This window comes from Conexibacter sp. JCM 18997, from assembly GCF_055391915.1.
The window spans coordinates 5,217,636-5,230,270 of record NZ_AP043885.1 but is presented as its reverse complement, the minus strand read 5'-3'; the positions used below and the strand labels follow the sequence as shown (position 1 = coordinate 5,230,270).

13 protein-coding genes are annotated in these 12,635 nt (G+C 75.7%); 4 read left to right on the top strand and 9 right to left on the bottom strand.

The window, feature by feature from the left end; translation table 11 throughout:
- The first annotated feature begins 70 nt into the window (after positions 1–70).
- Together ACZ5UI_RS26225 and ACZ5UI_RS26220 are read left to right on the top strand one after the other, a co-directional pair.
- Positions 71–946, top strand: a complete 876-nt coding sequence (locus tag ACZ5UI_RS26225) for an NAD(P)H-binding protein (protein ID WP_464192781.1) — start codon at positions 71–73, stop codon at positions 944–946.
- 19 nt (positions 947–965) lie between these two features.
- Entirely contained in the window at positions 966–1,649 is a 684-nt protein-coding gene (locus ACZ5UI_RS26220; RefSeq protein WP_464192779.1) for a hypothetical protein, read from the top strand.
- On the opposite strand, the gene ACZ5UI_RS26215 is transcribed toward ACZ5UI_RS26220, so the two are convergent.
- The 3 genes from ACZ5UI_RS26215 to glpX form a co-directional block, all read right to left on the bottom strand.
- Entirely contained in the window at positions 1,564–2,157 is a 594-nt protein-coding gene (locus ACZ5UI_RS26215) for a hypothetical protein (RefSeq protein WP_464192777.1), read from the bottom strand. The genes ACZ5UI_RS26220 and ACZ5UI_RS26215 overlap by 86 nt on opposite strands.
- A 112-nt stretch (positions 2,158–2,269) precedes the next feature.
- The gene (locus tag ACZ5UI_RS26210) at positions 2,270–4,237 is read right to left on the bottom strand and encodes an EAL domain-containing protein (protein ID WP_464192775.1); all 1,968 of its coding nucleotides are present in this window, start codon (positions 4,235–4,237) and stop codon (positions 2,270–2,272) included.
- A gap of 100 nt (positions 4,238–4,337) precedes the next feature.
- On the bottom strand, positions 4,338–5,333 hold the full coding sequence (gene glpX, locus ACZ5UI_RS26205) for a class II fructose-bisphosphatase (RefSeq protein WP_464192773.1): 996 nt from the start codon (positions 5,331–5,333) through the stop codon (positions 4,338–4,340).
- A gap of 78 nt (positions 5,334–5,411) precedes the next feature.
- Here glpX and ACZ5UI_RS26200 point away from each other — a divergent pair, with 78 nt between their 5' ends.
- Both ACZ5UI_RS26200 and ACZ5UI_RS26195 read left to right on the top strand, forming a co-directional pair.
- The gene (locus ACZ5UI_RS26200) at positions 5,412–5,882 is read left to right on the top strand and encodes a hypothetical protein (RefSeq protein WP_464192771.1); all 471 of its coding nucleotides are present in this window, start codon (positions 5,412–5,414) and stop codon (positions 5,880–5,882) included.
- Positions 5,883–5,898: 16 nt separating this feature from the next.
- On the top strand, positions 5,899–7,314 hold the full coding sequence (locus ACZ5UI_RS26195) for a DUF4185 domain-containing protein (protein WP_464192769.1): 1,416 nt from the start codon (positions 5,899–5,901) through the stop codon (positions 7,312–7,314).
- Here ACZ5UI_RS26195 and ACZ5UI_RS26190 read toward each other — a convergent pair.
- Genes ACZ5UI_RS26190 through ACZ5UI_RS26165 form a run of 6 tightly spaced genes read right to left on the bottom strand, consistent with a single transcriptional unit; the run spans position 7,292 to position 12,635 of the window.
- Positions 7,292–7,729, bottom strand: a complete 438-nt coding sequence (locus ACZ5UI_RS26190) for a hypothetical protein (protein WP_464192767.1) — start codon at positions 7,727–7,729, stop codon at positions 7,292–7,294. The two genes, ACZ5UI_RS26195 and ACZ5UI_RS26190, sit on opposite strands and share 23 nt — an antisense overlap.
- Positions 7,726–8,031 (bottom strand): Hpt domain-containing protein, encoded by a 306-nt coding sequence (locus ACZ5UI_RS26185; protein WP_464192765.1) that lies wholly within the window; start codon positions 8,029–8,031, stop codon positions 7,726–7,728. The genes ACZ5UI_RS26190 and ACZ5UI_RS26185 overlap by 4 nt, the downstream gene beginning before the upstream one ends.
- A complete protein-coding gene (locus ACZ5UI_RS26180) occupies positions 8,028–8,402 on the bottom strand; it encodes a response regulator (RefSeq protein ID WP_464192763.1) in 375 nt (124 codons plus the stop codon). The genes ACZ5UI_RS26185 and ACZ5UI_RS26180 overlap by 4 nt, the downstream gene beginning before the upstream one ends.
- Positions 8,399–9,550: a CheR family methyltransferase gene (locus tag ACZ5UI_RS26175; RefSeq protein ID WP_464192761.1), complete on the bottom strand. Its 1,152-nt coding sequence runs from the start codon at positions 9,548–9,550 to the stop codon at positions 8,399–8,401. The genes ACZ5UI_RS26180 and ACZ5UI_RS26175 overlap by 4 nt, the downstream gene beginning before the upstream one ends.
- Positions 9,547–10,590, bottom strand: a complete 1,044-nt coding sequence (locus tag ACZ5UI_RS26170; protein WP_464192759.1) for a chemotaxis protein CheB — start codon at positions 10,588–10,590, stop codon at positions 9,547–9,549. Before ACZ5UI_RS26170 ends, ACZ5UI_RS26175 begins: the two co-directional genes overlap by 4 nt.
- Positions 10,587–12,635 (bottom strand): hybrid sensor histidine kinase/response regulator, encoded by a 2,049-nt coding sequence (locus ACZ5UI_RS26165; RefSeq protein ID WP_464192757.1) that lies wholly within the window; start codon positions 12,633–12,635, stop codon positions 10,587–10,589. Before ACZ5UI_RS26165 ends, ACZ5UI_RS26170 begins: the two co-directional genes overlap by 4 nt.

The window sequence follows — 12,635 nt, the reverse complement described above, 5'->3', positions numbered from 1 at the left end:
GTGATGACACGGCTACGGACGACTTGCGCGCAAAGCTCATCTCGCGCGGCGGCTGGACCGTAACCAGTACGTGCTAGTCCTGCTCACCGGGGCCACGGGGTACGTGGGCGGTCGCCTGCTCCCCCGTCTGCTCGACGACGGTCACACCGTCCGCTGCCTGGCCCGCGATCCCGATCGCGCGCGCTCCACCCTGCCCAGCGCCGCCGAGGTGGTGCGCGGCGACGTGGTCAGCGGCGAGGGCGTCGCCCAGGCGATGGACGGCGTCGACGTGGCCTACTACCTGGTCCACTCGATGGGCGCGGGCAGCAGCGACTTCGCCCAGCGCGACCGGGAGGCGGCCCAGGACTTCGCCACCAAGGCCAAGGCGGCCGGCGTGACGCGCATCGTCTACCTCGGCGGCCTGGACGGCGGCGAGAGCGAGCACCTGCGCTCCCGCCAGGAGGTGGCCAAGGTCCTGGCCGAGCACGGCCCGCCGACGGTGCACGTGCGCGCCGCGATGGTGATCGGATCGGGCAGCGCGTCGTTCCAGATCCTCGAGCGGCTGGTGCGCCGGCTGCCGGTGATGATCACGCCGAGCTGGATCGACACGCGCAGCCAGCCGGTGGCCATCGCCGACGTGGTCGACACGCTGGCCCGGCTGGCCAGCTACGAGGACCCGCCCGCCGAGGTCCAGCTGGGCGGCGCCGAGGTGCTCACCTACCGGGACATGATGCGCCAGCTGGCCCGGGCGATCGACCGCCGGCCGCCGCTGGTCGTGGGCACGTCGATGCTGTCGCCGCGGCTGTCGTCCTACTGGGTCGCCGCGGTCAGCGGCCAGTCGTTGGGCCTCGTGCGCCCCCTGGTCGACGGCCTGTCGGCCGAGATGCTGGTCGACGAGGCGCCACCGGCCGGTCTCAACGACCACCCGCTGGACTTCGACGCCGCCGTCCGGGCCGCCGTCGCCTAGTGTCCTAGCCTTACGCCGCATGAGACAGCGCTTTGCCATCGCGGGCGGCGTGCTGTTGGCCGTGTTGATCGCCCTGTTCGCCAACGCCCGGCGACTCCTCAACACCGACGGAGCGGTCGCCCGCACGACGATCTCCTCCCCGGAGGAGCACACGACGACCGGGGACGACGGCGCGGTGCGCTCGGCGCAGTCGGCCGACATCGAGATCCCCGAGGACCAGATGGTCGAGCTGTGGTCGGCGCACAACCTGGAGCGCCTGGCCCGCACCTACTGGCGCTTCCTCACGCGCATCTCGCTGGGCGTGATCCGCGTCCACTACCGCGAGGACGGGCGCGACATCTGCCTGTTCGGGTGGCCGCTGCTGTCGCTGCTGACCTTCCACGCGCCCGAGTACGAGCTCGAGCCCGACCACGGCGTGGTGCGCTGGCGCATCGAGAAGGGCCTGCTCGTGTCACGCCGCGGGCGCGAGCGCGACGGCTACCTGGAGATCGAGGTCGACCGGTGCGGGCCCAACCGCCTGCACGTCGAGGTCGAGGTGGCCAACTTCTACCCGGCGATCGCCTCGCGCCTGGGCCGCTGGCTGTACGCGAACACGCAGTCGCGCATCCACGTGATCGTCACGCACGGCTTCCTGCGGTCCCTCGCGCGGCTCGATCTCGCCGAGTCGCGTGTCGGCCGCTACCCCGAGGAGATCGCGGCGTAGCGGTGGTCGTCGTCGACGACGCCGTGGTCGGTGTCGCCGTCGGGTCCGGCGTGGCCGCGCAGGCGGCCAGCGGAGCGCGGTAGTAGGCCGACATCACGTCGGCTCCGTCGGCGGCGTGGTCGTGCCCGGCCAGGTGCCCGTACTCGTGCACCATCACCGTGCAGAACTTCGGCCACGAGAACGCCAGCTTGCGGTTGAAGCCGATGCGGCACTCCGTGTTCTGCTCGGGCGCGCCGTAGTTGGAGACCGGGTTGGCCCACCACGACCGGGCGTTGATGTTGTCCGCGTCGTCGACCCACTCGATCTGGATCTGCCCGCCGCAGGGCGCCGCGCCCCACTGGGCGACGGCGATCTGCTGCGCGACCTGCATGGCCGGCGAGCCGACGGCGAAGCGGGTCGCGGCCGGGATGTCGTCGGCCGACTGGGCGGCCGCGGTGCCCGCGGCGCCGAGGGCCAGGACGAGGGCGACGGCGACGGCACGGGCGGCGAGCTTGAGCGGGGCGGGCATGCCCCTGCGGTCGGCGCGTCTTCCGGCGATGCGGCCGTCACGGTGGGTTGCGCGCCGTCCTGACGGCTATCTGACAGGTTTGACCAGTTGGTGCCTGGTTTGACCAGTTGGATCAGACGCCGGCGGGCACGTCGGCCAGCGCGGCGTCGCGCAGGCGGGCGAGCAGACGGCGTAGCGCGACGACCTCGTCGCGCCCGGCGCCGGCCTGCCCGAGGCGCGCGCCGAGCAGCTCCGCGCAGCGCTCGGCGAAGGTCAGGCGCTCGGCCAGCGAGGCGCCCGCGAAGCGCGCGTCGCGCAGCAGCGCCTGACCCGCCTGCAGGGCCGCGGCGCCGTCGCCCTCGGCCAGCGCGGCGGCCGTCTGCGCGCTCCAGCGGTCCAGGTGCGGGCGCGCCGCCGGCGTGGCGAACCAGCCGGGCGCCCCCGGCTCGTACAGCGCGCGTCCCACGGTGCGGGCCAGCCCGCCGCCGTCGCGCAGCACGGCGGCGGCGGTCGGGAGGGGCTCGGTGGGCAGCGGCGCGACGCGCAGCGTCGGCGTCGCCGCGCCCGCGGCGCGGGCCACCCGCTGCAGCTCGGAGATGGCGAAACGGCGGTGGCCGCCCTCGGTGCGCACCGAGGCGACGGTGCCCGCGTCGGCCCAGCGGCGCAGCGTGCTGTCGGACACGCGCAACACGCGGGCCGCCTCGCCCAGGGTCACCGTCGCGCCGCCGGCCGACGGCGCGGCCGGCGGCTCGAGCGCGGGCTCGTCCGGTGCGGCCGGGGCCAGGCGCACGACGTCCAGGCCCCGGTCGAGCAGCGCGTCGATCGCGTCGTCCAGGACCGGCGCCGCGTACAGGTAGCCCTGCTGCTGGACGCAGCCGAGCGCATGCGCGACGCGCGCCTGGGCCTGCGTCTCGATGCCCTCGGCCACCACGCCCAGCTCGAGCGCCGTGGCCATCGCGGTGATCGCGCGCAGGATGTGGCGGTCGGCCTCGGAGTCGCCGATCCCCGCGACGAAGGCCCGGTCGATCTTCAGCGACTGCACCGGGAGCCGGGTCAGCGCGGTCATCGACGAGGAGCCCGCGCCGAAGCCGCCCAGGGCGAGCCCGACGCCGAGCTCGCGCAGCCGCTCCAGCGAGGCGATCGGCGAGGCCGTCTCCGCCGCCAGCGCGGTCTCGGTCAGCTCGAGCACGAGCCGGCCGGGCGGCGCCCCCGTGCGACGCAGGCTGTCGCGCAGCGCGCCGGGCAGCGTGTGGCCGGCCAGCTCGCGCATCGACACGTTGACCGACACGCGCAGCTCGCCGTGGCGACGCTGGTGCGCCCAGCGGGCCAGGTGCCGGCAGGCCTCGTCGAGGATCCACCGGCCGATCGGGACGATCACGCCGGTCTCGTGCGCCGCCTCCAGGAACGCCGCGGGGGCGAGCAGTCCCTGCTCGGGGTGGCGCCAGCGCACGAGCGCCTCGACGCAGGTGACCTGGCCGGTGATGACGTCGACGATCGGCTGGAAGGCCAGCGCCAGCTCGTCGCGCTCCAACGCCCGCTCGAGCTCCTGCCCGATGCGCGCCCGCTCGGCCACCCGCCGCTCCAGCGCCTCGTCGAACTGGACGACCACGCCGTCGCCCCGCGAGCGCGCGCTGCCGGCGGCCAGCTCGGCGGCGCGCAGGACGCCGTCGGCGCCGTCGTCACCCAGCGAGACGGCCAGACCGGCGGCGACCGACAGGCGCAGCAGCTGCTCGTGCACGTGGATCGGGCGGCTCAGCGCGGCCAGCAGCGCTTCGGCGCGGGCGCGGGCCGCGACCTCGCCGTCGACCTTGGGCAGCAGCACCAGCAGCCCGTCACGCTGGGGCTGGGCGACGTGGGCGGCGCCGCCGGCCACCGCGCGCACCCGCCGCGCGGCCTCCTGCACCGCCAGCCCGCCGACCTCCCGCCCGTAGGCGGCCCGGATGGCCCGCACGCCGTCGAGCTCCAGGCGGATCAGGGCGACGACGCCCTCGCCGCGCTCGCGCGCCTGATCGAGCGCGGCGCTGAGCCCGTCGCGCAGCGCCGCGCGCTGACGGGCCGCCGCGGTCCGCGCGAACCGGGCCTCGATCTCGGTGGAGCTCACACCGCATCTGACTGCCCGAATGACCGCAATTCAGGCAGTCGTGTCCGGGCCGGAACACGCCCGCCGTCCCCTTCCGGACGGCGGCGTTCGCGGCTGCCGCTCAGCCGAAGCGAACGCCGGCCATCGCCCGCAGCTTGCTGCGGTCGTGGGTGGCGTGGATGCGCCGCACGGTGCCCGAGCGCGACCGCATGACGAGCGACTCGGTGGTGGCGTGCTCGGCCTCGAAGCGCACGCCCTGGAGCACGTCGCCGTCTGTCACGCCGGTGGCCGAGAAGAAGCAGTCCTCCGAGCGGATCAGGTCGTCGACCGTGAGCTGGCGCTCGAGGTCGTAGCCGCCGTCCAGCGCGGCCTGGCGCTCGTCGTCGTTGCGTGGCCACAGCCGGCCGATCAGCTGCCCACCGGTGCACTTGATCGCCGCCGCCGAGATGACCCCCTCGGGCGTGCCGCCGATGCCCCACAGCAGGTCGACGGGCGACCGCTCGCTGACGGCCAGCAGCGCCGCGGAGACGTCGCCGTCGGAGATCAGGCGCACGCGCGCGCCGGCGTCGCGGATCTCCTGGATGCCCGGCAGATGGCGCTCGCGATCGAGCACGACGACGATCACGTCGCCGACCGCCTTGCGCCGCTTGCGCGCCACGGCGCCGACGACCTCGGCGATCGGGCGGTCGAGGTCCAGCAGCCCGGCGATGTCGGAGCCGCCGGCCAGCTTCTCCATGTAGACGATCGGGCCCGGATCGAACATCGAGCCGCGGTCGGCCATGGCGATCACGCTGAGCGCGCTGGGCATGCCCTTGGCCGCCAGCGTCGTGCCCTCCAGCGGATCGACGGCGATGTCGACGGCCGGCGGGGACCCGTTGCCGATCTGCTCGCCGTTGAACAGCATTGGCGCTTCGTCCTTCTCGCCCTCGCCGATCACGACGATGCCGTCCATGTTCACCGTGGTGAGCATGTGGCGCATGGCGTCGACGGCGGCCTGGTCGGCGGCCTCCTTGTCGCCGCGGCCGACGAGGCGGGAAGCGGCCAGGGCGCCGGCCTCGGTCACGCGCACGAGCTCGAGCGCGAGGTTGCGGTCCGGATGCTGTGTGGATTCGCTCATGGAGCGCAGCAGCCTAACTGTGAGGCGTTGATGAGAGTGGCCTGGAGGGATCGGGGGTGCGCCCCGACCATCCAGAGCATGTCCACCACCTTCCTCCGCCGCAGCGCGCTGGCTGCTTGTTGCCTGGCCTTCGTGACCCCGGTCGCCGGTGTCGCGCTGGCCGACGATGGTCCCGCCACAACGCCGTCCACGACGACGACGGGCACGACCACGACGACCACGCCGACCACCACCACGACGACCCCGACCACGACGACCGAGACGACGACCACGCCGGCCACGACGCCCAAGCGCACCCCGGATCCCGCCCGCCAGGCGGCCCGCAAGGCCCGCCGCGAGCAGGTCCGCGAAGCGCTGAAGACGTACCGCCAGTCCGTGCGCACGGCCTTCAAGACCCGCATCGCCGCGCACAAGGCGGCCAAGGACCTGCCCGAGGATCAGCGCGCCGCCGCGCGTCAGGCCGCCAAGGACGCGTTCAAGGCGTCGATGAAGCAGGCCCGGACCGACCTGCGCACCGCGCTCAAGGCCGCGCGCGGCCAGACCGCCTAGCAACCGAGCCCGACACATGCGACCGCTGCCGTACCTGGTCGCGGCAGCGGCCGCCTGCGCCGTTGCCGCCGCCCCGGCCCCCGCTGCGACGGCGCGGCCCGACCTGCGGGTGACGATCGCGCCCCCCGCGGGCGACCAGGCGATCATCACGATCGCCAACACCGGCACCGCCTCCGCACCGGCCAGCTGGCTGCGCGTCGTGCGCTCGGCCGACGCGGTCGCGGGCAACGGCGACCGGGCCGTGCTCCGCGTCCGGGTGCCCGCCCTGGCCGCCCGGGCCAGCGTGCGCCAGAACGTCCTGGCCAACGGCGGCGGCCGCTGGCTGATCGCCTGCGCCGACGCCATCGGCCAGGTGGCCGAGATCGGCGAGGGCGACGACTGCGGGTGCACGCCGCTGCGCCCAGCGCTGGCCGCGGCATCGAGCGCGACCAGCGCGCTGCGCGACTGCCCCGGCGGACCGCGCCCCGGCGCCGGCGGGCTGACCTCCCTGTGGCAGGGCGCCGGTGGCGACGGCTGGACCGGCGGTGACGGCACGTGGAGCGTCGCGCTCCCCGACGGCCGCATCGCCTGGCTGTTCGGCGACACGTACATGGGCGGCGTCAGCGGCGACGGCTCGCGCGGGGCGATCCGCCTGGTGCGCAACTCGCTCGTCGTCCAGAGCGGCGGCTGCCTGACCACCATGGTCAGCGGGACCGGCGCCGACCAGCGCTCGTTCGTCGACTCCGGCGACCCCGACCGCTGGTGGTGGCCGGCCCAGCCGCTGGTCGAGGGCGGCGCGCTGCGCGTGCTGATGGGCGAGATCCGCCGCACCGGCGACGGCGACTGGGACTTCGCGGGCGCGGGCACGTCGCTGGCCACCGTCTCGCTGCCCGACCTCACGCTGCAGTCGGTCCAGCGCGTCGGCCCGCCGGACGCGCGCGTCCTGTACGGCGCCTCGGCCACCGTGGCCGGGGGCTGGACCTACGTCTACGGCGTCGAGGACCACGGGCTGGCCAAGTACCTGACCGTGGCGCGGGCACCCGCCGGCCGCCTCGACGGAGCCTGGGCCTACTGGGACGGCAGCGGCTGGAGCGCCGATCCCGACGCCGCCGTGCGGATCGCCTCCGACGTCTCCAACCAGGTCACCGTCGTGCCCGCCGCGGGCGGCGGGTTCACGCTGATCACGCAGCGCTCCGGCTTCTCCCGCGAGGTCGTCACCCGCCAGGCCCGGCAGCCGCAGGGCCCATGGTCACCGCCGCGCCGCCTGACGACGATCCCCGATCCCGGCGCGGGCGCGATCACCTACAACGCGCTCGTCCATCCCGCGCTGTCGGCACCCGGGCGCTGGACGCTGTCCTACAACGTCAACGGCGCCACGCCCGCGGACGTGCTGGCCGACGCCGGCCTGTACCGGCCGCACTTCCTCGACGTCACTCCTCCGGGCGGGGCCTGACCGACGCGGCGATCTCGATCAGGCGCGCCGCCGGCCACGGACCCTGCGCGGTCAGGCGCAGGTGCAGCCCGTGCGCGTGCCAGGTCAGCTCGACGGCCGGGCGGAGCGACGGCTGGGCCTCGATCAGCTCCGCCTCGCGCCAGCGGCCCACCGCCGCGTCGACCGGCACGTCGCGGCCCGGGTCGGGCGACGGCCACGGGCGCTCGGGCGGCGGATCGAGGCCCACGTAGAGCGCGAGGCGCCCCGGCGCGCCGGCCCGCGAGTCGTCGAGGTTCCACTCGATCTCCACGCCCTCCGGCGCGAGCGCGTGCACCTCGGTCCAGCGGGCCAAGGGAAGCGCGACCGAGGGCAGCGGGACCGGACGGCCGAGCTGCGCGTCGGCGGCGGCCAGGCCCTCCAGCGGATCGCCGCTCACGTCTGCGGCTCGCCCTCGAGGACCGCGCGCAGCTCGGTCGCCTTGGCCCGCAGCGCGTCGCGATCCAGCGCGCCGTCGCCCTCCAGCGCCTGCTCGCACTCGCGGGCCAGGACGCTGGCCCGCGGGAAGCCGAAGGTCCCCGCCGATCCGGCCAGCATGTGCGCCTGGCGGCGGCCCTCCTCGCGCGCCTCGGCCGATGCGCCGTCGGCCAGCGCGGCCTCGATCAGGTCGACGCGACCGAGCACGTCGCCGCGCCGGCGCTCCCACACCCGGCGCAGGATGTCCTGGGTGTCGTCGCTCACGCGTCCCACCCGAACGCCGCGCGGACCGCGTCCGCCAGCTCCGGGAGCTGGAAGGGCTTGGCGATGACCGCGTCCGCACCCGCGGCCAGGAGCGCCGCACGCTCGGTGGCATCGTCGCCCTTGGCGGTCAGGAAGGCGATCGGCCGACCCGCGGTGCGCGCGTCGGCGCGCAGCCGCCGCAGCGTCTCGACGCCGTCGATCCCGGGCATCTCGACGTCGAGCAGGATGCCGTCGGGCGGCTGCTCGACGGCCAGCGCGATGCCCGCCTCGCCGTCGGGCGCCGCGAGCGCCTCCCAGCCGGCCAGCTCCAGCGCGATCGCCGCGGCCTCACGGACCAGCTCGCTGTCGTCGATCACCAGCACGCGGGTCATGACGGATGGCCCTCCAGGTTGCCCAGCCGCGATCGGCATTCGGCGGCCAGCTCCTCGTTGGCCTCGCCCCCGGCGGCCTGCGCCGTGCGCAGCGTGGTCCACAGCGCGCGCCGTTCGGCGTCGATGTCGCCCAGCGAGGCGTAGGCCAGCGCGAGCTCCAGGCCCGCGACCGCCCGATCGGGCGCCAGGTACAGCGTGCGCCGCAGCCAGTGGACCGCGTCGGCGTCGTCGCCGCGGGCCCGCGCGGCCCGGCCGAGCAGCAGGGCGACGTCGGCGTCCAGATCGGGGTCGGGCGGCGTCTTGGCGGCGGTGGCCACGGCGGGCCGGGGCGGGCGGCGCCGCGCGCGGGGCCGGTCGTGGTCGGCGGCGGCCGCCGCCACGGTGGCGACGGCGGACATCGTCGCGCTGCCCCCGCTCAGGCGGTCGGCGGCGCCCAGCACCAGGCGACCGCCGGGCGCCAGCGCTTGTTCGAGAGATGCCACCGTCCGCGTCACGTCCGCCTCGTCGAAGTAGATCAGCACGTTGCGACAGGTGACCACGTCGAAGGGCCGCTCGCCCCGCGGCGGGATCGGATCGCGGATCAGGTTGTGACGGGCGAAGCGCACCAGCGCCTGCACCTCGGGCCGCACCCGCAGCGCATGCCCGTCGGCGGTGAACCAGCGCGTGCGCAGATGCACCGGCAGCGAGGCCGTCGCCCGCTCGCGGTAGCGGCCGATGCGCGCCCGCTCCAGCGCCGTCTCCGACAGGTCGGTGGCCAGGATGTCGACCGGCGGCGCGATGCCGCCGAAGGCCTCCAGCGCCAGGATGGCCAGCGAGTAGGCCTCGTCGCCGGTCGCGCAGGCGGTGCACCACAGGCGGACGCGATCCTCACCGCGCTCGCGCGCCGCGGCGTGCAGCGCGCGCCAGTCGAGCGCCTCGAGCTCGGTCGCGTTGCGCAGGAAGAACGTCTCCTTGACCGCCACCTCGTCGACCAGGTGCGCCAGCAGCGCGCGCCCGTCGGCCGGATCCTGCAGGCGCCGCAGCACCTCGCCGGGGGAGCCGACGTCCAAGCGCGCCACCGCCGCGGCCAGCGAGCTGCGCCGCGCGCCGTCGAGCACGATCCCGCTGTCGCGGCGCACGCGATCGGCGATCAGGTCCAGGGCGCTCACGTGTGCGCTCCCGCCCGGGAGCGCAGCGCGGCGACCGCGGGGCCGATGTCGGCCAGCGCGAGCACGAGCTGCGCGCCGGCCAGGGCGGCCGCCTTGGGCATGCCCGCGACGGCGGAGCTGGCCACGTCCTGGGCGATGACCAGACCGCCGCGGGCCACCAGCGCGGCCGCGCCCGCGGACCCGTCGTCGCCCATGCCGGTGAGCACCACGCCGGCGGCCGCCGCGCCCAGCACGTCGGCCATCGAGCACAGCAGCGCGTTGGCCGAGGGCCGGTGCGGGCCGCCACGGTCGCGCCGGTCCAGCCGCATCCGCAGGCCGGCCTCGATCGTCAGGTGCCGCTCGTCGGGCGCCATCCACACGCCGGGACCGGCGGTCACGCCGTCCTCGGCCAGGCGCACCGGGGCGGCGATCGCCTGGTCCAGCCAGCGCACCAGCCCTTCGGTGAAGCCGACGGTCATGTGCTGCACGACGAACACCGGCACGTCGGGCTGGGCGGGCAGCGCGCCGAGCACGCTGCGCAGCGCCGAGGGGCCGCCGGTCGAGGCGGCCACGCCGATCGCCCGCACCCCGCGGGCGCTGGCCAGCCGGACCGGCGCGGCCTCGCGCTCGCGCACCGGCCGCGCGGATCGCGTCGGAGCCGGCGGCGCGGTCACGTGCAGCCGGCTGAGGCGACGCATGCGCCGGCGCAGCGTGATGCCGGGCTCGCCGTTGATGTCGCCCAGCGTGACGTCGCCCTTGTGCAGCACGTCGACGGCGCCGGCGGCCAGCGCCTCGGTCGCGCGCTCGTCGGCGTAGGAGGACAGCACGACGACGGGCAGCGGCCGCTGGGCCATGATCCGGCGCGTCGCCTCGATGCCGTCGATGCCGGGCAGCTCCAGGTCCATCGTCACCAGGTCGGCCTTCAACCCCGACAGCGCCGCCAGCAGCTCCTCGGCGGTCCCGTAGGCGCCGACCACCTCGATGTCGCCCTCGGCCTTCAGCACCCGGGTCAGCGCGTGCACGTAGGTCCGCGAGTCGTCGCAGATCGCGACCCGGATCACGGGCGCACCACGAGGCGCTCGACGATGCTCAGCAGCGTGCGCTGGTCGAACTCGCCCTTGTCGACGTAGGCGTCGGCGCCCGCCTCGGCCCCGCGCCGCCGATCGTCCTCGCTGCCCCGCGAGGACACGACCACGACCGGCAGCGTGGCCCAGCGCGCGTCGTCGCGCAGCGCCAGCAGCAGGCCGAAGCCGTCGAGCACCGGCATCTCCACGTCGGTCAGCACCAGGCGCACGGCGGGCTCCTGCTCGAGCTGCTCGAGCGCCTCGCGCCCGTCGCGCGCGGTCAGGACGGTGTAGCCGGCGCCCGTGAGGATCGTGCGCTGCAGCTCGCGCACGGTGAACTGGTCGTCGACGACCAGCACCGTGGGCGACGTCTCGACGCCCACGGCCGGCTCGGGCGCCGCGTCGAGGACCGGGCCGCGCACGATGGTCGAGCGCCGCACGATGTGGCGGGCGTCGGCGATCAGCGCGATCGACCCGTCGTCGAGGAAGGTCGCGCCGACGTAGCCGGGCACGCGGGCCAGCAGCGGACCGAGCGGCTTGACGATGCCCTCGCGCTCGCCCATCAGCCGGTCGATGCGCACGGCGACGCGGCGGTTGAGCGCGTTGACGATCACCGCCGGGCCCGACGCGGCCCAGGGCGCGTGCATGCCCATCACGTCGGCCAGGTCGACCAGGGGCACCGCCTCGCCGCGCACGTCGACGGCCGCCCGCTCGCCCAGGTTGATGATCTGGTCCTGCTCGACCACCTCCTCGAGGATGGCCAGGCCGAGCCCGAACACCTGGCCGGCGCGCTCGACGAGCAGCAGCCCCAGCACCGCGAGCGTGGACGGCAGGCGCAGCGTGAACTCGGTGCCCTGCCCCGGCTCGCTGGTCACCATCAGCGCGCCACCCAGGCCCTCGGCGTCGCGGCGGACCGCGTCCAGGCCGACGCCCCGCCCGGCCAGGTCGCCGACCGCCTCGGCGGTCGACAGGCCCGGCGTGGCCAGCAGCTCGGCCAGCGCCAACGGCGAGTCGGCTCGGGCCAGGAGCTCGGGCGCGACGCCGCGGCCGTCGTCGGAGACGGTCAACGTGACGCCGCTGCCGCGCGCCTCGGCGCGCAGGACGATCCGGCCGGCGCGCGGCTTGCCCGCCGCCTCGCGCTCGGCCGGCGGCTCGATGCCGTGGGAGACCGCGTTGCGCAGCAGGTGGACGATCAGGTCGGGGAGGTTGTCGAGGATGGCGCGATCGAGCTGGGCGTCGACGCCGACCAGGTCGAGCGTCACCTCCTTGCCCTCGGCGGCGGCGATGTCGCGCACCGCGCGCGGGAAGCGACCGACGATCGAGGCCAGCGGCAGGGTGCGCAGATCGAGCACCGCGTGCTGCAGCCCGAGCATCAGCGTCTCGCCGTACTCCAGCTCGTCGCGCACGCGCTCGTCGGCGATGTCCCCGACCACGTGCTCGAAGCGGCGCAGGCCCATCAGCGCCTGGCCGGCGACGTCGAGCAGGTCGTCGACGCGGTCGGCGGCGACGCGCAGCGTGCGGACCGGCTGCGCGGGCGACGTCGGGGCGGGCGCCGGGGGCGGCGGCACGACCGGCGCGACGGCGACGTGTCTCGGTCCGCCGTTGTGCGGCTCGGGCTCGGGGTCCGGCTCGGGTTCCGGCTCCGGCTCGGGCTCGGGCTCGGGCGCCGCCTCGGCCTCGACCGCCACGGGCGCCTCGTCGCCGCGCAGCTGCGCGACGATCGCCGGCGCATCGATCGCCTGGCCCTCCATCGCCCCGCGGATCGCGTCGGTGACGGCCAGCAGCGGCGCCGCCTGGGCGGGATCCAGCTCCCCGCTCGTGCGGGCCTGGGACAGGACGTCCTCGACGGCGGCCGCGACGGTCCCGATGTCGCCCAGGCCCACCATCCCGGCGGTGCCCTTCAGCGAGTGGGCATGGCGGAACAGCTCGCGGATCGCCTCCGCGTCGCCCTCCCCCGCCTCGACGGCCAGCAGCGTCTGCACCATCTGGTCCAGCCGCTCGGTCGCCTCACCGCGGAAGATGTTCAGGAGGCGCTCGTCCAT